This is a genomic window from Duganella sp. 1411 (genome assembly GCF_017833525.1).
In the GTDB taxonomy this organism is placed as follows: domain Bacteria; phylum Pseudomonadota; class Gammaproteobacteria; order Burkholderiales; family Burkholderiaceae_D; genus Rugamonas.
Genome location: NZ_JAFICD010000001.1, coordinates 801,509 through 822,041, shown reverse-complemented (window position 1 = coordinate 822,041; position 20,533 = coordinate 801,509). Strand labels below are relative to the sequence as shown.

The 20,533-nt window shown below is 68.8% G+C and carries 12 protein-coding genes; 7 read left to right on the top strand and 5 right to left on the bottom strand.

All coding sequences use genetic code 11. The features are described from left to right. Nucleotides 1-18: 18 nt before the first annotated feature. Complete coding sequence (locus JOD97_RS03175; protein WP_229264166.1) at nt 19-5,100, bottom strand: two-component regulator propeller domain-containing protein; 5,082 nt, start codon at nt 5,098-5,100, stop codon at nt 19-21. A gap of 143 nt (nt 5,101-5,243) precedes the next feature. Here JOD97_RS03175 and JOD97_RS03170 point away from each other — a divergent pair, with 143 nt between their 5' ends. From JOD97_RS03170 to JOD97_RS03160, 3 genes are all read left to right on the top strand, one after another. Beyond that, entirely contained in the window at nt 5,244-6,194 is a 951-nt protein-coding gene (locus tag JOD97_RS03170; RefSeq protein WP_209713199.1) for a 2-hydroxyacid dehydrogenase, read from the top strand. 103 nt (nt 6,195-6,297) lie between these two features. Further along, nucleotides 6,298-7,896 carry a methyl-accepting chemotaxis protein gene (locus JOD97_RS03165; RefSeq protein ID WP_209713197.1) on the top strand — a complete coding sequence of 533 codons (1,599 nt, stop codon included), beginning with the start codon at nt 6,298-6,300 and terminating at the stop codon, nt 7,894-7,896. 40 nt (nt 7,897-7,936) lie between these two features. Then, nucleotides 7,937-9,319, top strand: a complete 1,383-nt coding sequence (locus JOD97_RS03160; RefSeq protein WP_209713195.1) for an MATE family efflux transporter — start codon at nt 7,937-7,939, stop codon at nt 9,317-9,319. A 42-nt stretch (nt 9,320-9,361) separates the two neighbouring features. Here the strand turns inward: JOD97_RS03160 and JOD97_RS03155 are convergent, their stop codons facing one another. From JOD97_RS03155 to JOD97_RS03145, 3 genes are all read right to left on the bottom strand, one after another. Then, nucleotides 9,362-9,772 carry a hypothetical protein gene (locus JOD97_RS03155; protein WP_209713193.1) on the bottom strand — a complete coding sequence of 137 codons (411 nt, stop codon included), beginning with the start codon at nt 9,770-9,772 and terminating at the stop codon, nt 9,362-9,364. A 10-nt stretch (nt 9,773-9,782) separates the two neighbouring features. Next, nucleotides 9,783-11,024 carry a porin gene (locus tag JOD97_RS03150; protein WP_229264165.1) on the bottom strand — a complete coding sequence of 414 codons (1,242 nt, stop codon included), beginning with the start codon at nt 11,022-11,024 and terminating at the stop codon, nt 9,783-9,785. A gap of 263 nt (nt 11,025-11,287) precedes the next feature. After that, on the bottom strand, nt 11,288-14,959 hold the full coding sequence (locus JOD97_RS03145; RefSeq protein WP_209713191.1) for a CHASE domain-containing protein: 3,672 nt from the start codon (nt 14,957-14,959) through the stop codon (nt 11,288-11,290). A 278-nt stretch (nt 14,960-15,237) separates the two neighbouring features. Here JOD97_RS03145 and JOD97_RS03140 point away from each other — a divergent pair, with 278 nt between their 5' ends. From JOD97_RS03140 to JOD97_RS03125, 4 genes are read left to right on the top strand one after another with little or no spacing between them, the layout of a single operon-like run. Beyond that, nucleotides 15,238-15,654, top strand: a complete 417-nt coding sequence (locus JOD97_RS03140; protein ID WP_209713189.1) for a DUF2141 domain-containing protein — start codon at nt 15,238-15,240, stop codon at nt 15,652-15,654. A 12-nt stretch (nt 15,655-15,666) separates the two neighbouring features. Continuing rightward, nucleotides 15,667-17,157 (top strand): carotenoid oxygenase family protein, encoded by a 1,491-nt coding sequence (locus tag JOD97_RS03135; protein WP_209713187.1) that lies wholly within the window; start codon nt 15,667-15,669, stop codon nt 17,155-17,157. A 33-nt stretch (nt 17,158-17,190) separates the two neighbouring features. Further along, complete coding sequence (locus JOD97_RS03130) at nt 17,191-18,360, top strand: sensor histidine kinase (RefSeq protein WP_209713185.1); 1,170 nt, start codon at nt 17,191-17,193, stop codon at nt 18,358-18,360. Next, the gene (locus tag JOD97_RS03125) at nt 18,288-19,142 is read left to right on the top strand and encodes a LytTR family DNA-binding domain-containing protein (protein WP_209713183.1); all 855 of its coding nucleotides are present in this window, start codon (nt 18,288-18,290) and stop codon (nt 19,140-19,142) included. Before JOD97_RS03130 ends, JOD97_RS03125 begins: the two co-directional genes overlap by 73 nt. A 154-nt stretch (nt 19,143-19,296) precedes the next feature. Here JOD97_RS03125 and purT read toward each other — a convergent pair whose 3' ends face one another. After that, a complete protein-coding gene (gene purT / locus JOD97_RS03120) occupies nt 19,297-20,508 on the bottom strand; it encodes a formate-dependent phosphoribosylglycinamide formyltransferase (protein WP_209713181.1) in 1,212 nt (403 codons plus the stop codon). Nucleotides 20,509-20,533: the final 25 nt, after the last annotated feature.

Genomic DNA, 20,533 nt, shown 5'->3' with positions numbered 1-20,533 from the left:
TTTTTGCATGGCAAGATGCTAGTGAGTGCGCGCGGTGTCCGCCGGCGGCGCCGGTGTATGCCTGGCCAGCTCGGCGTGCGCGCTGCACATGACCAGCTCGAACGCCTGGGCGAAAGCGCGCAACAGCTCGGGCAGGGCGGTTTCCTGCTCTCTGAGCCGGTCCTCGAGCGCGGTCGCCGCCGCGAACAGGTCTGGCGCGGAAATGTTTCCAGCCGCACCACGAATCTTGTGCACCAGCTCGGCCGCGCGCGCCAGATCGCCGTCGTCGATTGCATCATGAATGTGTTGCAAACTCGCGCCGAAATCGTGGGCGAACAGGCCCAGGAGCCGCGTCAGCAGCGCGCCGTGGCCGCCCAGGCGCTCCAGCGCGGCCTCCATGTCGATGCCGGGACGGGGGTTCGGCTGCGCCGCCGGCGCCGCCGCGCCGGCGCGCGGCGCGTCCGCCTCGTCGGCCGGCGCGCGGCCGGGATCCGGTTCGACCCACGTGGCCAGCACCGCGTACAGCGTGTCCGGATCGATCGGCTTGGTGACGTAGTCGTTCATGCCCATGCCCAGGCAGCGCTCGCGGTAGCCGGCCACCGCGTGCGCGGTCATGGCGATGATCGGCAGCGCGGCGTGGCGCTCGTCGGCGCGGATCAGCGCCGTGGCCTGGTAGCCGTCCATGTCGGGCATCTGGATGTCCATCAGCACCGCGTCGTATTGGCGCACGTGGATGATGCGCGCCGCCTCCTCGCCGCTGCCGGCCAAGTCGACCCGCACGCCGGCGCGCTGCAGGATTTCGCTCGCCACCTGCTGGTTGATGCCGTTGTCGTCGACCACCAGCACATGCGCGCCGCGGATGCGCTGGACCGCGAACGACGGCGGCGCCGACAGCTTGACGGCCGCCTGGCCGGCGTCCAGTCCCAGCGCGGCCAGGACGGCGCCGCGCAGCAGGTAGGGGTTGGCCGGCTTGTCGATGAAGGGCGTGCGGCGGCTTTGCTGGGCGGCCTCGCTATCGTGCTCGCGCGCGTAGGCGGTGACCATCAGGATGGCCGGCACCGCCGCCAGCTCCGGATCGGCGGCGATGCGGCGCAGCGTTTCGACGCCGTCCATGTCCGGCATGTCGGCGTCGATCAGCAGGATGTCGTATGGTTCCATCTGCAGCGCGGCCACGGCGCCGGCGCCGGAGGCCACCGCGCGCGCCTGCAGCCCCAGCGCGCGCAGCTGGATCGTCAGCATGTGGCGCGTCGCTTCGCAATCGTCGGCCACCAGCACCCGCTTGCCCAGCACCTGCGCCGGCACCGGCGGCAGGCGCGGCGTCTGGTCGGCGGCCGGCTGCAGCTGCACCGTGAAACTGAAGCTGCTGCCGACGCCCGGTTCGCTGTCGACGGCGATCACGCCGCCCATCTTGCGCACCAGCTGCTGCGAGATCGCCAGTCCCAGTCCGGTGCCGCCATACAGCCGCGTGGTGCTGGCGTCGGCCTGGGCGAAGGCCTGGAACAGGCGCGCCTGCTGCTCGTGGCTGATGCCCAGGCCGCTGTCCTCGACGGTGAAGCGCAGCGCGCACGCGCCGACGGCGATGGCGGCGGCGTCGATGTGCGGATCGCGCTCGACCCGCAGTTCGATGTGCCCGCGCGCGGTGAACTTGAGGGCGTTGCCGACCAGGTTGACCAGGATCTGGCTCAGGCGCAGTGGATCGCCCAGCAAATTCGACGGCACGTCCGGCGCCGCCCAGATCACCAGTTCCAGCCCGCGTTCGGCGGCGCGCCACGAGAACAGGTCGGCCAGCTGGTTGAGCGTGTCGGGCAGGTCGAAGGGCAGGGCCTCCAGTTCCAGCTTGCCCGATTCGATCTTGGAGAAGTCCAGCACGTCGTTGATGATCTCGAGCAGGCTTTGGCCGGCGCGGCCGATCTTGCGGAAGTAGTCCAGCGGCTGCGGCGGCAGGTCGAGGTGGGTGCCCAGGCCGGCGAAGCCGAGGATGGCGTTCATCGGCGTGCGGATCTCGTGGCTGATATTGGCCAGGAACTCGCTCTTGGCGCGGGTGGCCGCTTCGGCGTTGGCGCGCGCCTGTTCGATCATGCGCAGCGCCCGCGCCTTCTGGTAGGCCGACACGAACGGTTCCTTCAGCGCCTTGAGCAGATCGAGGTCGCTCGCTTCGAACTTGGTCTGGTACTGGTAGTTCTCGAAGATCAGATAGCCCTCGACCTGGCCGTCGATGACCACCCGCACCGACAGCATCGCGCAGACGTCGCCCGGCAGCGATTGCTCGTGGTGGATCTCGAAAATATCGGGCGCGATCATGCACTCGGGCGGCGCGTAGCGCAGCTCGGCCTGGCGCAGGTCGACGCTGTAGGCGTCGGTGGCGGCGTCGATGCGGCCCCAGGCCGCGCGCAAGGTCATGGTTTCGGTGCCGGCTTCGCGCACCAGCGCCAGGGCCGAATCGATGCCCTTGATGACGGTCGATTCCTGCAATATCGTCTGCAGCAGCGCGTCGAAGTCGAGCTGCTCGTTGATGGATTTGACGATGGCGTTGAGCTTTTCCAGGTGCCGCGTGCGCGAGTAGACCAGCGCCTGCAGCATCTCCCCCTTGTTGTGCAGCTGGCGCACGCGCCAGCGCACCAGCGCCCACGCCAGCAAGCAGGCGATCAGAAAATAGCCGGTCCTGGCCCACCAGGTTTGATGCCAGGCCGGCGGCACCACCACCCGCAGCGACAGTTCATCGACGTTCCACAGGCCGTCGCGGTTGCTGCCGCGCAGGCGCAGGCGGTAGGTGCCCGGCGGCAGGCGGTTGTAGCTGGCCACCCGGCGGCTGGCGTCGGCCTCGGTCCAGCGGCGGTCGAAGCCCTCCAGCAGGTAGGCGTAGCGGTTGCGCTGCGGCGCCGAGAAGTCCAGCGCCGCCAGCTCCACCTCGAAGTTCTGGGTGTCCGGCGTCAGCGTCAGGGTCGGACCTTCCGGGCTGCTCAACTGGTCCGGGGTGAGCGCGCGCTGGTCGACCCGCACGGCGCTGATCACCAGCGGCGGACGGTAGCCCCAGTCGTTCAGGCGCCCGGTGTAGACCACCGCCATGCCGGAGGTGGCGCCAAACAGCAGGTCGCGCTCCTTGGTGACGGTGCTGGCGCCGATGAAGAAGGTGCGGAACGCCAGGCCGTCGGCGCGGGTGAGCGCGCGCGCCTTGAGCGTGGTGGCGTCGACCACGGCGATGCTGTCCGACGTGGCGGCCCAGATGCGGCCGGCCGGGTCCGAGCGCAGCGCCATGATGGTGCCGGTCGACAGCCCCTCGGCCACGCCGACGCGCTCGAACACGGGCGCACCCTTGGCGTCGCGGCCGGTCATCACGCAGATGCCGCCGCCGTAGGTGCCCACCCAGAGCCTGCCGCGGCTGTCGATCACCAGCGAACTGATGACCGCTTCCGAGAGCGCGCCGGCGACGGCCGGCGCGGCGCGGATCTGTTCGACCTTGCCGGTGGCCGGATCGAGCCGATTGAGGCCGTTGCGGGTGGCGATCCACAGCGAGCCGTCGGCGTCGGGGACCACCGCGTGGATGCGGTTGTCGGTCAGGCCTCCGCTCTCGGGCGGACCCTGGACGTAGCGCGCGATGGTGCCGGCGGCGACGTCGTAGCGCAGCAGCCCCTCGAAGGTGCCGAGCCACAGCCGGCCGTCGCGCTGGAAGATGGTGCCGATGCGGGGATAGGGGGTGTCCTGCGGCAGGGCCACGCGGGTGACGGCGCGCCCGCCGCCTTTGCTGCGGTACAAGCCGAGCTGGGTGCCGATCCAGGCCTCGCCCGGCGCCGCCTCGGCCAGCGCCAGCACCACGCGGTTGGGCAGCGCCGTCTCCGGCCGGTGCGGGTCGGGACGCAGCGCCGCGCGCCGGGTGCCGTCGGTGGCGACGATGTCGATCCCCTGGTCGGCCAGCGCGATCCACACCTCGCCGCCGCTGTCGGTCATTAGCGCGGTGACCGCCGCCTCCTGCTCGCCCTCGGCGCCGAACACCGAATCGATGCTCTCGCTGTGCGGGTCGTAGATGTCGACGCCGCGCTCGGTGCTGACCCAGATCATGCCGCTGCGGTCGCGCAGCAGCGCGGCGGTGCGGTCATTACTGAGGCTGAACGAGACGGCCGGCTGGTGCAGGATGCGGGTGCCGCGGTCCTTGGCCGTGTTGTATTCGACGATGCCGCCGCCGTAGGTACCGGCCCACCAGGTGCCCGGCGTGCTCTCGACGACCGACAGCACCATGTTCGATTCCATGTCCTTGACGCCCTTGGGCGCCAGCAGGTGGCCGCTGTCGGCCAGCGGATCGACGGTGCCGATGCCGCTTTTAAGCGTGCCGAAGGCGATCTGCCCGCGGCTGTTCTCCCCCAGCGCCATGACGGTGTCGCTCCAGCCGCCCTGGCCGGCGGCGACCGGGATGGTGGCGATGGCGCCGCCGGGCTTCATCCGCGCCAGGCCGGTGCCGGTGCCGATCCACAGGTTGCCGGCGCGGTCCACCAGCAGCGCGCGGATCTGGTTGTCCGGCAGGCCGGGCGCGGTCTCGCGGGTGTGGCTTTTGACGGTGCCGCGGATGGCGTCGTAGAATTTGAGCCCGGTGGGCGTGCCGATCCACAGATTGCCCTTGGCGTCGCTGGCGATGGCGCTGACCAGGCCCCGGCTCAATTCCTCGTTGAGGCGGACGAAGTGTTCCTTGCGGTTGTCGTACATCGCCACGCCGGCGGCGGCGGTGCCGACCCACAGGCGGCCGCGCGGGTCGACATGCAGCGTTTGAATGAAGTCGCCGGGCAGGCTGCTGGCGTCGCCGGCGTTGTGGTGGAAGCTGCGCACGTGATAACCGTCCCAGCGTGCCAGGCCGCTCTGCGTGCCGATCCAGATGTAGCCGTCGCCATCCTGCGCCAGCGCCATGCTGACCGGATGCGGCAAGCCTTGTTCGAGGCCCAGGTGTTCGAACAACGGGGTGGCCAGTTTGTCCCAGCGCTCGACGCCGGCCATGGCGGGGCCGAACCACACGGCGCCGGCCAGGAGGCACAGGCGGGCCGCCGGCGCGAGGGCGGCGCGGGAACGCAGGACGGCACGATATAGCCGGCGCAGGGCGGCGATACAGGCATGCGGCGATGGGGCATGGTTGTTCAAATCAGGGCACACTCCCGGCAAGTAATTATCAGCATACGGAATAGCCGGCTGAAAGTCCATGCTTGCGGCGCGAATTCGCCGCCGCTTGTACAATCGGCATGAGCATTGCCACACAAGGCCCCCCCCCACATGAAGCCTGCGTTATGAAACCTCAACTACTGGTGCTGGCCGCCAGCCCCTCCGCCGCGGTCATGGAACAGCTGGACCGCCATTTTGAATGCCACCACGCCTGGCGCCAGCCGCGCGGGGAGCAGGCGGCGTATATCGGCGGCGTGGCCGCCGGCGTGCGCGGCCTGCTGACCACCGGCGCGATCGGCGTCGGCCCGGCGCTGCTGGAGCAGCTGCCGGCGCTCGAAATCGTCGCCGTCAACGGCATCGGCACCGACGCCGTGGCGCTGGAGGCGACCCGCGCGCGCGGCATCGTCGTCACCAACACGCCCGGCGTGCTGACCGACGACGTGGCCGATCTGGCGCTGACGTTGTTGCTGGCGGCGGCGCGCCGCCTGCCGGCGCTGGACCGCTACGTGCGCGGCGGCGCCTGGGAGGCCGGCCAGCCGCTGGCGCCCACGCGCGCGCTGCGCGGCAAGGTGTGCGGCGTGTTCGGCTTCGGCCGCATCGGCCAGGCGGTGGCCGCGCGGGCCGAGGCCTTCGGCATGCGGGCGATGTACTTCCAGCCACGCGCCATCGACGGCGTCGCGCAGGAGCGCAGCGCCTCGTTGCTGGAATTGGCGCGGGCCAGCGACTATCTGGTGGTGTGCGCGCCCGGCGGCGCGGCCACGCGGCACGCCGTGAACGCCGAGGTGCTGGCGGCGCTGGGGCCGGAGGGTACGCTGGTCAACATCGCGCGCGGCTCGCTGGTGGACCAGCAGGCGCTGATCGCGGCGCTGCGCGGCGGCGCGCTGGGCATGGCGGCGCTCGACGTGTTCGACGACGAGCCGCGCGTGCCGGCCGCGCTGCGCGAGCTCGATAACGTGGTGCTGACACCGCACGTGGGCAGCCTGACCGTGGAAACCCGCCACGCCATGGGGCAACTGGTGGTGGACAACCTGCTGGCTTACTTCGGCGGCCGCCCGCCGCCGACGCCCGTGGCTTGATCATTCCGTGTTAATTGCCGTGTGGTAATTAGGGCGTCATATTCGCCGCGTATAGTGATTGATGTCGATGTCATAACATTAATTACTCGGAAGAACTTTCGCGATGAAACTCCCTCAATTCAACACCGGCACGCGGGTGATGGCGTCGTTCGCCGCGCTGCTGCTGGCGATGGCCTGCATGTCCGGCGTGTCGTTGTGGCGCCTGCAGTCGGCCAACGACACCGCCTCCAACCTGGTCGATGAAAAGCTGGCCAAGCAGCAGCTCACCTCCGAATTGCTGGGCGTGGCCGAGCTCAATGGCCTGCGGGCGATCTCGATCGCCCGCAGCGACAGTCTGGAGGTGGCCGATATCTTCCAGGCGCAGCTGGTCGCCGGCGACAAGGTGGCGGCCGCGATGGAGCGCCAGTTGGCCGCCATGCCGGCCGACGACGCCGAGCGCGCCCTGTTGCGCGCGGTCGGCGCGCGGCAGGCCGCGTATCTGGCCTTGCGCGCCGATCTGTTCAAGTTGAAGGACGGCGGGCGGATACAGGAGGTGGGCGCGATGCTCGACACCCGGCTCGCCGGCGCCTTCGCCGCCTACACCGGCGCGCTGCAAAAACTGCTGGACCATCAAACGCGGGAGGCCCGGGCGCTGGCCGCGCTGTCGGCCAGCCAGTTCCACAGCAGCCGCGCGCTGCTGGCCGGCCTCGGGGCGGCGACACTGGCGCTGGGCGCCGGGCTGGCCGTGCTGCTGACGCGCAGCATCGTGCGGCCGCTGACGCGGGCCGTCGCGCTGGCCGGGCGGGTGGCGGACGGCGAGCTGCATGTCGTCATCGAGCATGGCCGCGCCGACGAAATCGGCCAGCTGTTCGACGCGTTGAGCCACATGACGGACCGGCTGGCGCACACCGTCGGCCGGGTGCGCGACGGCGCCGTGGCGATCGACTCGGCCTCGCGCGAAATCGCCAACGGCAATCTGGATCTGTCGCGCCGCACCGAGCACCAGGCCGGCGCGCTGCAGGAGACCGCGTCGGCGATGGTGCAACTGGCGTCGGCGGTGCGCGAGAACAGCGGCAACGCGCGCGAGGCCAACGCGCTGGCGCTGTCGGCGTCGGACGTGGCGGGCAAGGGCGGCCAGGTGGTGTCGGAGGTGGTGCGCACCATGGCCGGGATCAACGACTACGCCCACAAGATCGTCGACATCACCGGCGTGATCGACAGCATCGCCTTCCAGACCAATATCCTGGCGCTGAACGCCGCCGTCGAGGCGGCGCGCGCCGGCGAGCAGGGACGGGGCTTCGCGGTGGTGGCGTCGGAGGTGCGCGGCCTGGCGCAGCGCTCGGCGGCGGCGGCCAGGGAGATCAAGGCGCTGATCAACGATTCGGCCGGACAAATCGCCAGCGGCAGCGCGCTGGCCGAAAACGCCGGCGCGACGATGGATGAAATCATGCTGAGCGTGCGCAAGGTCACCGCCATCATGGCCTCGATCAGCGCCGCCAGCGCCGAGCAGGAACACGGCATCGGCCAGGTCGCCGCCGCCATCGGCGAGATGGACGGCGTCACGCAGCAGAACGCGGCGCTGGTCGAGGAGGCGGCGGCGGCCGCCGGCGCGATGCAGGCGCAGGCGCGGGAGTTGACGCAGCTGGTCGGGTCCTTCAAGACGCGCGATACGATGCCGTCCAACGATCGCCGTCACCGCGCGGGGAGGTTGATATTGCTGTAAACTAGGGGAGCTCAGCAACAATAACCCTTCCCGACTCCCCATGTCCGCATCCAAATCCCCGTCCGGCACGCCCCCGATGTTCAACCTGGCGTGGCCGCTGCTGGTCGAACTGGGATTGGCGATCGGCGCCGGCGTGGTCGGCACGGCGCTGGCGTCGCGCATCTCCGACGCCGCCGGCGGCGCGTTCGCGATCGCCAGCCAGGTGTCGGCCACCTTGTTCATTTTGTTCCGCATCATCGGCGCCGGCGTCAGCGTGGTGGTCACGCAAAACCTCGGCGGCGGCCAGCGCGAGGCCGCCAACAAGGTCGCCTGCGCGGTGGTGGGCGCCAGCACCTGGCTCGGCGCGGTCGCGGCGCTGGCGGCGCTGGTCGGCGCGGGCGGCCTGCTGCACCTGCTCAACGCCCCGCCCGAGGTGTTCCCGCTGGCCGCGCCGTTGTTGATGGCGCTGGCGCCGTCGCTGCTGTTCGACGCCTGGAACGCGTCGATGGCCAGCGTGATGCGCGCCCACTTGCGCACCCGCGACACGCTGCTGGTGCTGATCGCCATGCACGTCAGCCATCTGGCGCTGGCGATGCCGCTGATGTACGGCTGGGGGCCGCTGCCGGCCCTGGGCCTGCCGGGCTACGCGCTAGCGTTGGCGGTCAGCCGCGCCATCGGCCTGGCCCTGCATCTGTGGTTGTGGCGCCTACACCTGGGCATCACGCTGGTGCGCGCCGACTGGTGGCGGCTGCCCCGGCGCGAGCTGGCGGCGGTGCTGCATATCGGCCTGCCCGGCGCCGCCGAGAATATCGCCTACCGCCTGGCGTTCATGTTCAGCGTGGCGACGGCGGCGCAGCTGGGCGCCACCTCGCTGGCGACCCAGGCCTACGTGCTGCAGTTGATGGGCGGCGTGATGATGTTCAGTATCGCCACCGGCCTGGCGGTGGAGATCGTCGTCGGTTATCTGATCGGCGCCGGCGACCTGCGCGAGGCGCACGCGGTGGTGCGGCGCGCGCTCAAGATCGGGCTGGTGGCCTGCGTGCTGATCGCCGCCGCCGCCGCGCTGGCGGGCCACTGGCTGCTCGGCTGGTTCACGCAGGACCGGCGCATCATCGACGCCGGCGTCACGCTGTTGTGGATCACGGTGCTGCTGGAGCCGGGCCGCACCTTCAACCTGGTGGTGATCAACGCGCTGCGGGCGGCCGGCGACGCGCGCTTTCCGGTGATGGCGGGCGCCGCCTCGATGCTGCTGGTGCTGGCCGGGGGCAGCTGGCTGCTCGGGGTGGGGCTGGGCTGGGGCTTGATCGGCGTGTGGATCGCCTACGTCGCCGACGAATGGATACGCGGCTTGATCATGTGGCGCCGCTGGCAGACCCACGCCTGGGTGCCGCACGCGCGCGCGTCGCGCAAACGTCTGCGGCCGGTGATCGTGGTCGAGGGATGAAAAAACCGCCCGGTTTCGGCCGGGCGGTTCGGGGGCGCGTCGTCACTGCACGGTGAGGATGACCTTGACCGTGTCGTCGACCTGCGACTTCTCGATGTAGCCGATGGCGCTGGGGTCGGCCGCGACCGCCTTCTTCACCTCGGCGCTGGAGGCGTACTCCTTGGGCGCGCTGGCCTTGCCGGTGAAGACCAGCTTCGACCAGATCGCCTTGACCTGCGTGGAGTCCTTGTCCAGCACTTTTTTATAGAACTCGTTGCGCAACGGTCCGTCGGTGTGTTCGACGGGCGTGAACAGGGTCGACTTCCCGAGGAAGAACTGGCCCGCCTGTTCGCTGAACATGCGCGTGGCCGGATTCTTCGGATTGACGATCACCACGATCTCCGCCGCGAACGAAGGCGCGGCGCAGGAGCACAGTCCCGCCGCCAGCAGCAGCTTGCCGATAGTCGTTTTCATGTGGCTCTCCTTAGAAGACGAAATCGATGGCGGCCGCATAGACGGTGACATCCTTGCCGTCGTAGCCGGGCTTGACGTTGATCAGCGTGCCGGCGCCGTTGCGTGGGCTGAGGCGGTCGATCTGCACCTTCAGCGCGGCCGACTTGTAGAAGTCCCAGCGCACGCCGATGGCGTTGCTGGACTGCTCGCCGGTCTTGATCGCGCCGTTGAGGCCAGCGCTCAAGCCGGCCAGCGGACCGCTGGTGGGCAGCGAGGAGAAGCTGCGGATGCTGTCCTGCTTGACGTCTCCGTGCAGGTAGTACGGCACGAATTTGCCGACCCGGTAGCCCAGCATCACGTACCACGAGGTGGTATCCGGCACCAGGCGGGTATCGGTTTTGCGCACCGCGTATTCGGTCTGCGCGAGGATGTTCTTGTAGTCCATGATCAGGCCGGCGGCGGTGAACGTGCCTTTGAAGTCGATCAGGTCCAGTTGGTCCGAAACGCCAAGGCCTGCCGCCTTGACGGCGCCGACCAGTTGGTCGAGCTGGCCGTTGTGGATGCTGACGTTGGCCTGGGAGCGCGCCAGCCGGTAGGTGAACGGCCCGTTCTCGAGCGTCACCTGCGCCGCGACCGTGCCGATGTTGGCGGTGGTGCCGGGCGATTTGTTTTTCGTCGTGCCGGCCGCCAGTTGCGCGCTCAACGTGCTGTCGCCGAAGCTGTGCTGGTAGAGGATGTCGCCGCCGTCGATGGAGTCCATCGGCACTTGCGCGTACACCTCCGTCGGCGGGCGCAGCATCGTGTTGGCGTAGCCGACGTTGCGCACGTCCGAAATCATGTAGATCGGCGCGGCGATGCGGCCGAGGCGCGCGCTGAAATCGTCGCTGATCTTGTACTTGGCGAAGGCCCACGCCAGGTTGCCGGTGTAGGCGTCGTGCTCTCCGCGTTTGAGCACCAGCCCTTGCGCCGTGAAGGACAGGTTGTCGCTGTATTTGAGCGTGGCCTGCACGCCGAAGTCGGAATCCACGCCGGTGCGGAAGTCCTTGCCGACGCCGGCGGCCTGGCTGACGCGGCTGAACTCCGCCTGGTCGGTGTTGGTCCTGGTGACCGCCGCCGTGCCGAAGCCGCTGATGGTGATCGGCAGGCCGTCCTGCGCGCTGGCCGTGGCGGCGAAGGCGCCCAGCACCGCCAGCGCCATCAGCGATTTGATCCCGGCGCGGCTGGTTGAATCGGTGTGCGCCGAGGCGCGGATTGCAAGCTTCGTTTGTTTCATCGGTACCCTCCATGGTTGTCTAGCGACGCTTTTGTTTGTCTGGTCGTCTTTTTTTAGTGTGACGCGGAAGGTATTGATTCGGGTCAAATTTTTACAGAAATGTCACATTTTCGTTGTTGTAGGGCAACGACTATCAATATGGGATCGGGCCCGGGTGGCGGAAACGGCAAGCTTGCGTAAGGGCTGGGTTGGATTTTCGCCACGTCGCGCTCATCCGCGCGGCGGCGCTTCATGACACACTTTTTTGGGCGGGGTGCGTGGTGTCAGATGCCGCTGGCCGGGGGCGCGGCCGGCAGGTGGCGCAGGATCGCGCGCAGCATTTGCTCGACGTCGATCGGCTTGGCGATGAAGTCGTCCATGCCCGAAGCGATGCATTTTTCGCGCTCGGAGGCCATCACGCCGGCCGTCATGGCCAGCACGGGAAGCGTCAGCTTCAGTTCCGAGCGGATGCGGGCGGTGGCCTCGAAGCCGTCCATTTCCGGCATCTGCACGTCCATCAACACCAGGTCGTAGCGGTGCGCTTCGGTGCGCAACAGGTCGAGCGCGGCGCGGCCGTTGTCGACCGTGTCGACGCTGGCCCCGGCGTAATCGAGCATGCTCTTGGCGACCAGCTGGTTGATCGGATTGTCCTCCACCAGCAGGACGCGCGCGCCGTCGATGCGCAGCGCCGGGGCAGGCCCCGCTGCCGGTGCCGACGGCGAAGTCGATACCGGCGCGTCGTCGATCGGCGCCGCCGCCGGGTCCGGCGCGTTGCTGTTTTTTTCTTCGGCGGCCCGCGTTTCGAGGGCGGCGCGCGCCAGCCGCACGGTATCTTGCAGGCGCTGGCCGGTCGCGGGTTTGAGCAGCACCGCGTCGGCGCTTTGGGCGCCGTCCGTGTGCAGCAGCTTGCCCTGGCCGAAGGCGCTCACCATCAGGATGATCGGCAGCGGACCCTCGCCGCTGGCGCGGATCGCCTCCATGGTTTGCAGCCCGCTCATGCCGGGCATGTTCCAGTCCACCAGCACGGCGCCATAGCGGCCGCCGGACCCGCGCAGCAACGTCAACGCCTGCGCGCCCGATCCGGCGCGGTCGCAGCGCCATCCCTGCGAGCGCACGGTCTTGGACAGATAGTCGGCGCTGACGGGATGGTCGTCGACCACCAGCAGGTGCGACGCGGGCGCGGGCGCGGCGGCGGCATCGTCGCCGGCCGGCGCGGCGGCGCGCGTCATCGGCACCGTGAGTATGAATTCGCTGCCGACGCCGGGCGTGCTGCGCACCTCGATTCCGCCTCCCATCAATTCGGCGATGCGGCGCGAGATGGTCAGTCCCAGCCCGGTGCCGCCGAAGCGGCGGGTCATGGAGGCGTCGGCCTGGGAGAAGGGGGCGAACAATTGCGCCAGGCTGTCGGCCGGAATGCCGATGCCGCTGTCGCTGACGGTAAAGCGCAGCGTGGCCGCCGATTCTCCGCCGCCGTCCACCGTTTCGACCAGCACCGCCACCGAGCCTTTTTCGGTGAACTTGATGGCGTTGCCGACCAGGTTGACGAGCACCTGCTGCAGCCGGTGGCCGTCGCCGACCAGCGCCTGCGGCACCCCGGGCTCGATGCCGATGGCCAGTTCGAGATCCTTCTCGCCGCCGTTGACGGTCATGATGTTGGCCAGCGTTTCGAGCACCGCGCCCAGTTGGAACGGCGCCGGCGACAGCTCCATGCGGCCCGCTTCGATCTTCGAGAAATCGAGCACGTCGTTCAGTATGCCCAGCAGCGAATTGCCGGACGAGCGTATCATCTCGAGGTACTTTTGCTGGTCGGGCGACAGCGGCGTGTTGTTCAGCAGATGCGTCATGCCCAGCACGGCGTTGAGCGGCGTGCGGATTTCGTGGCTCATGTTGGCCACGAACTCGGTCTTGGCGCGGCTGGCCGCCTCCGCCTGGTCGCGCGCGGCGATGAGGGAGCTTTCCGATTCGCGCAGCGCGCCGGTCATCTGCCGCGCCAGCCCGGTGGCATAGACGTGGCGCGCCGTCAGCGCCCGCACCACGCCGAAGAACAACAGGCTGATAATCACGCCCGCCAGCAGCACGATGTGCGATTTCTGCCGGTCGATGGAGCGCTCGAACGCCGGCAGGGAGGTGAACCGTAGCGTCCAGCGATGCTGCAGCAGTTCCAGCGGCATCTCGCGCACGAAGGGATTGGGATAGTGCAGGCGGTCGTCATCGGTGCGGTCGGCGGCGCTGGCGTACAGCCGCGCGGAGGCGGAGGTCTCGTCGCCATCGAAAATCTCCAGCCGGATGGCGCGTCCGCCGGGCGCGTCGCCGCCGGTGCCCAGCAAATCCCCCATCAATTCCCCTGCCAGGATAGGGCTGTAGACGAAGCCCTGCAGCGCCGCCATGCGCTGCTCCGGCGTGGCGTGCGCGGGCAATCCGGCCTGCTTGCGGTAGACCGGGAAATACAGCAGAAACCCCGGCCTGCCTTCGTTGCGGGCGTTTTGCACCAGTTGCACCTTGGCGCTCAGGGCCGGCATGCCGGTACGCGCGGCGTTGCGCAGCGCGACCTTGCGGATCGCCTCCGAGAACATGTCGTAACCGAAGGCGCGTTGGTTGCGCTGGTCGAACGGTTCCAGATAGAGCACCGTTACCGACACCGGCGGCGGGTTCACCGCTTCGGCCGGATCGAGCGACCAGATACGGAAATCCGGATAGCCCTCGGCGCGCACGCGCCGCTCCAGCGCCTGGCGTTGATCGCGCTGCAGAAACGCCGCGTAGCCGAGCCCCATCACGCCGGGGAAATTGCGGGTCAGCTCCATGCCGGCGGCGAAGTCGCGCCATTGCGCGCGCGACGGTTCCTGTTCGGCCCTGAACAGCGCCTGGGCCCCGCGCAGGCCGGATTCGTAAAGACCCATACGTTGCTCGATGCGCTGCGCGATGTCCGCGCCGTCGGTGTCGAAGCGTTCGCGCGCGCGCCGTTCGGTCTCCAGCGCCACCAGATGCCAGACCATCACCGTCAGGCCGACGCCGATCAGCAGCGTCGCCCACTGCGCCGCGCTGTGTTCCCGCACGCTGGCCTGCAGCCGTTTGCGCTCGCTGGCGTCGGCGCACAAGACCATGCCAATCAGGCTACACAGGACGACAAAGCTGTCGAGCGAGATCAGCGCGTCGTTGAGGGTGCCGACGGCGAACGGGCCAAGCCCGGTGACGGTGCCATACACGGCGCCGGCGGCGGCGCACAGATACACGGTGCTGGCGCCGCGCAGTCCGTGGCGGTGGGAGGCCCAGGCCACGCACGGCACGAACAGATACGGCAGCCATCCCAGGTGGTCGTCGGCGGAGTAGTCGCGCAGGAATATCAGCGCGATCAGCACCAGCAGCAGCGCCACCGACAGCGCCGCTTCGAGCGCGGCGCGCCAGCGCCATGGCGGCAGGCGCTCGAGCCACCAGATGACGATCGCCGGCGTCACCAGCAGCACGCCGGCGGTGTCGCCGACCCACCAGGTCAGCATGACGGTGGCGTAGGCGCCCGCCGGCGCCAGTCCGCACAGCACCAGAGTGCCGGCGCCGACGCCGGCGCTGACCAGGCACATGGCCATGGCGATCAGCGCGAATTTGTAGACGTTCTGCAGTTGCCCGATCGGCTGCGCGAGGTCGGCGTGGCGGCGTACCAGCCAGGCGCCGGCCAGCGCTTCGAGGGTATTGCCGGCGGCGATGGCGGTCGACGCCAGCAGCACCGTGGCGCCAAACGGCAGGCCGTTGGCGTGGAAGGTGGCCAGGTTGGCGGCGAAGGCTCCCGCCATGATAGCCGGCCAGGCGCGATATCCCATCAACAGGATGGCGGCGAAGGCGATGCCGGACGGCGGCCAGACCGGCGTGGCGTTGGTATGGGCGAAGGCCAGCAGCAGGCTGGCGCGGGCCACCAACGCGTAGCAAAGCGCCAGCAGCGCAAGGTGGACCAGCCGTTTTGGCATGTCCGGCGCCTGCGCGCCGCCGTCCCGGCCGGAGACCAGGGAGCGTCCGGATGCGGCCGGGGAGTCCGTATCGTGACCTACGCGCATGGCAGCTTGTTTGAATTGTCTGTGTGGCAATCACTATAGCGTATTTGCCCTCGGTTTTGCGCGTTTCGCGTCGTCTGGAAGCATTTCGCGCCGTTGGCGCGCCGTTGGTCGCATCGCCCGCCAACGCCGGCGACGCATGGCTAGAGTGGAGTCCTCGGTTATTCACCGCCACCCACCCAATGGAGCCCGACATGACACGCCACACCGCCAGCGCCTTGTTCGCCTTTCTCTTAACGATGACATCCGCCGTCGCCGCCGATCTGACCATCACCGTCGATGGCGTGGCCAGCGCGGATGGCCAGTTGATGGTCGCCCTGTACAATTCCGCCGACACCTTCCGCGGCAAGCCATACCGCGCGCTGACCGCGCCCGCGTCGGCCGGTACCGTCAAGCTGGAGGTCAAGGACCTGCCGCCCGGCGACTACGCCTTCGCGCTGTACCACGATGCCAACGGCAATAGCAAACTGGATCTGAACGCGGCCGGCATGCCGGTCGAGGACTACGCCTTCAGCAATAACGCCATGGGCAAGCGCGGGGCGCCGAGCTATGCGGACGCGCGCTTCCCGCTGCCCGCCGCCGGCGCCGCCGTCGGCGTCAACCTGCGCTGATCGGGGGACGCGATGAATCCACGCCGTCAATTCCTCTCCCGTGGCATCGGCCTTGCGGCCTTGGGCCTGGGCGCCGGTCCGGCGCTGGCCGACAGCGCGACCTCGGGCCTGTTCCACCAGGCGCTGGAGCGCGATCCGCGCCTGTCGGTGTACGCCGATACCGCCGGCGAGCTGGCCGGCGACGCTGTCGTCCATGGCCGCCTGCCGGCCGACCTGAATGGCGTTTTCTATCGCAACGGGCCGGGACGCTTTGAACTGGGCGGCGAGCGGTATCACCACTGGTTCGACGGCGACGGCTTCGCGCAAAGCTGGCGGATCGGCGGCGGCCGGGTCGCGCATCGTGGCCGCTTCGTGCTGACGAAGAAATTCGATGACGAGAGCAGCGCCGGCCGCTTCCTGTATCCCGCCTTCGGCACCTACATCGACCGCCGGGCGGTGAAAAACAACGACACCGTCAACGTCGCCAACACCAATCTGCTGCCGTTCAATGGCCGGCTGTACGCGCTGTGGGAGGGCGGATCGGCGATCGAACTCGATCCGCTGACGCTGGCCACGCGCGGCGTCAAGACCTGGCGCGCCGATTTGAAGTCGATGCCGTTCTCCGCGCATCCGAAAATCGATCCCGATGGCGGCCTGTGGAACTTCGGCTGCGTGCAAGGTGGCGACCGGCTCATTATCTACCGCCTCAACGCGGCGGGCGAGGTGACGCGGACCGCCATGGTGCCGGTGCCGCAGCTGAACATGGTGCACGATTTCGCCGTCAGCGGACGCCATCTGATTTTCCTGGTGCCGCCTTACGCCATGGCCCGCGACGCCGATCTCAGTCTGGCCGAGAGCCTGCGCTGGGAAGGCGGCGCGCGGCCGCTACGGGCGGTTGTCGTCGACAAGGACACGCTGGCGCTGCGCCAGGTATTCGAGCTGCCGGCGCGCTCCGTATTCCACCTCGGGAACGCGTTCGAGGACGGCGCCTGCACCCGGCTGGACGCGGTGCTGCACGAAGGCGACATCCTGCCCGACCCCGGCTTGCCGATGCGCGGCCAGATGCGCGACTACCGCGAAGGGCGCAGCAGCACGGTGCAAATCACGCTTGACTATGCCAGCGGCCAGGCGCGCGAGGCCCGCCTGTTTGGCGTCAGCGAGTTTCCGCGCGTGGCGCCGCAGGTGGTGTCGGCGCGCCATCGCAAGCTGGCGGTGCTGGGCGCCGACGGCGCCGACAAGGCTTTGACACTGAACACGGTCAATCTGATCGACACCGACGGCGGCAAGGCCGATAGCTATGCGTTTGGCGCCGGCTGGCAGGTCGAGGAGCACGTGCTGGTGCCACGGCGCGGCGCGCGCTCGGAGACCGACGCCTATCTGGTCGGCGTGGCGCAGGACGTGCGGCGCGGGCAGACGGTGATGACGGTGTTTGATGCGCACAACATCAAAGCCGGGCCGAGGGCCTTGGCGCGACTGGCTTATCGCGCGCCGGTTTGCTTTCATGGTAACTTTCTGGCGTCATGATATTTTGGATGCCTCGCTTTGAATAACACCCCTATGACGGACCTCAAACCGCTACCGATCGCGCACCCGCTGGAAATCATCCCGGTGTTCCGTCGCTGGCCGTCGTCGGTTCCGCGCAATGTGCTCTACACCGTGATCTTCAGCAGCGCCGTGGCGCTGGCGCTGACCGCCATCCAGAAGGTGGTGGGGGACGACGACGCGCTGCGCGGCTACCTGTCGGCGATGCTGGTGATCTCCAATCTGATCGGCGCGATGGTGTATGGCGCCTTGGCCGCGCTGGGCTGGCTGTCGAACGGCTGGCCGCGCCGTGTGCGCGGCGTCAAGCGCATGCTGTTCCACGTCGCGTTGCTGGCGGTCTGCGTGCCGCTGGGGATAGGCCTGGGCAATTTGCTGCTGAGCGGTGCCAATCCGCTGCGGGTGCTGCGGCAGCGGGACGTGCTGGCGCAGTCGCTGGTGATCGCCACGCTGGTGGCGATCTTGATGTACGCCGTGCGCCTGGCGGCCGAGCGCAGGATGCAGGCCGCGCTGGACGAGGCGCGCCAGAAGGAGCTGATCGCGTCGAGCCAGCGGTTGCTGGCGGAGGCGCGGCTGCGCGCGCTGCAGGCGCAGATCGAGCCGCACTTCCTGTACAACACGCTGGCCAATGTGGTCAGCCTGATCGGGACGCAGCCGGCGCAGGCGCGCCATATGCTGGAACGGTTCATCGATTATCTGCGCGCCAGCCTGGCGGCCAGCCGTGGCGACCAGACCACGCTGGCCAGCGAGGCCGCTCTGCTGGCGGCGTACCTGGACGTGCTGGCCGTGCGCATGGGCGACCGGCTGCGCTACCGTATCGACGTGCCGGAGGAGCTGCGCGGCTACGCGATGGCGCCGATGCTGCTGCAGCCGGTGGTGGAGAACGCGATCTCCCACGGGCTGGAGCCCAAGGTCGAGGGCGGCGAGATCGTCATCAGCGCGCGCCTGCTGGGCGATGGCGTGTGCGTGCAGGTCAGCGACACCGGCGCCGGCTTGGGCGGCACGGGGACGGCTTCCCACAAACCCGGCGGCGGCGTGGGCCTGAGCAACCTGCGTGAGCGCCTGCGCAGTTTATATGGCGGCGCGGCTCGGGTAGAATTATTGGAAAACCAACCATGCGGCATGACGGTGCGCCTGATGCTGCCTTTGAACGCGAGCCCGACATCGATACTTTCCACGCCCTCATAGCCGACGACGAAGCGCATCTGCGCGATTACCTGGAAGGCCAGCTTGAAACAGTGTGGCCGGAGCTGCGCGTGGTCGCCAAGGCGGCCAACGGGCTCGAAGCGCTGCGCCTGATCGACGAGCAGGCGCCCGACGTGGTGTTCCTCGACATCCGCATGCCGGGCATGACGGGGCTCGACGTGGCGGCGCGGCTGCTGGAGGCGCCCAAGCCGCCGCACATCGTTTTCGTCACAGCGTTCGACCAGTACGCGGTGGCGGCGTTCGAGCATTCGGCGGTGGATTATCTGTTGAAACCGGCGAGCCTGGAGCGCTTGACGAAGACGGTCGGCAAGCTGAAGGCGGCGTTGCAGGCGCGGCGCGAAGAGGTGGCGCCGGCGGGCGGCGTGACGGCGGCGGCCCTGCAGGCCTTGTTGGCGCAGTTGGGCGGGGCGGCGCCGTCGGTCCCGGTGGCCGCGGCCGCGCCGCTGCAGTGGATACGCGCGGCGCATGGCGATCAAACGCGCCTGATCGCGGTCGACGAGGTGATTTACTTCCAGAGCAACGACAAGTACACCAGCGTGTTCCTGGCCGACGGCGAGAGCCTGATACGCACGCCGATCAGCAAGCTGCGCGAGCAGCTCGACGAGCGGCACTTCTGGCAGATCCACCGCAGCGTGATCGTCGCGGCGCGCCACGTGGCGGGCACGCGCCAGGATTTCCGCGGGCGCTTGATGGTGCAGCTCAAGGGCCGCGCGGAGCAGCTGGTGGTTAGCCGGAATTACGTGGATTTGTTCAGGCAAATGTAGGGCGGATTAGCGCAGCGTAATCCGCCATGCGGGCGCCGTCGGCGGCTCATGCATGGCGGATTACGGCGTTCCGCCTAATCCGCCCTACGTGTTTCCGGGTTTTTTTTGCGTGCGTGTCCGTGTTCGTTTTTACGTGGTCACGTGCCATGCGCATTTATTTGGCGAGCACCGGCTTGACCTTCGCCGCCGCTTCCTTGGCCCGCGCGCGTGCCGTCTCCACGTCGTCCGCCGTCGCCAGCGCCACGCCCATGCGGCGGCGCGCGAACGATTCCGGTTTGCCGAACAGGCGGATGTCGCTGCCCGGAACGCGCAACGCCTCGGCCACGCCCTCGAACGCGATGCCGGCCGCCTCGTGCTGGCCGTAGATGACGGCCGACGCGCCCGGCGCCTTGAGCGCGACATTGACCGGCAGCCCCAGGATGGCCTTGGCGTGCAGTTCGAACTCGCTTTGCACCTGCGTCGCCATCGTCACCATGCCGGTGTCGTGCGGGCGCGGGCTCACTTCCGAGAACCACACCATGTCGTCCTTGACGAACAGCTCCACGCCGAACAGGCCCAGGCCTCCCAGGTCGCCGGTGACCTTGGCGGCGATGTCGCGCGCGCGTTCGAGGGCCAGCGCATTCATGCGGCACGGCTGCCACGATTCGACGTAGTCGCCCTGCACCTGCACGTGGCCGATCGGGTCGCAGAACTGCGTGACGACCTGGCCGTCGGCGCCGATCGAGCGCACCGTCAACAGCGTGATTTCGTAGTCGAAGTCGATGAAGCCTTCGACGATGACGCGGCCCGAGTCGACCCGGCTGCCGGCGGCGGCGTAGTCCCACGCGGCCTTGACTTCGGCGGCGCTGTCGATCTTCGACTGGCCCTTGCCCGACGACGACATGACAGGCTTGATCACGCACGGGAAGCCGATGGCGGCGGTGGCCGCCTCCAGCTCCGCCAGGCTGCTGGCGAAGCGGTACGGCGACGTGGCCAGGCCGAGCGTCTCGGCGGCCAGGCAGCGGATGCCCTCGCGGTTCATCGTCAGCTGGGCGGCGCGGGCGGTCGGGATGCAGGTGATCTTGCCGGCTTGTTCCAGCGCGGCCAGGGTGTCGGTGGCGATGGCTTCGATCTCCGGCACGATCAGGTCCGGCTGTTCCTGCTCGATCAGCGCGGCCAGCGCGGCGCCGTCGGTCATGTTGATGACGTGGGCGCGGTGCGCGACCTGGTGGCCCGGCGCGTTCGGATAGCGGTCGACGGCGATCACTTCCACGCCCAGGCGCTGCAGCGCGATGATGACTTCCTTGCCCAGTTCGCCCGAGCCGAGCAGCATGACTTTGGTGGCGGTGGGGGACAGGGGCGTGCCGAGGATGCGTGGAGTGTTCATGGTTGGTTCAGAAGATGTAAAAAAA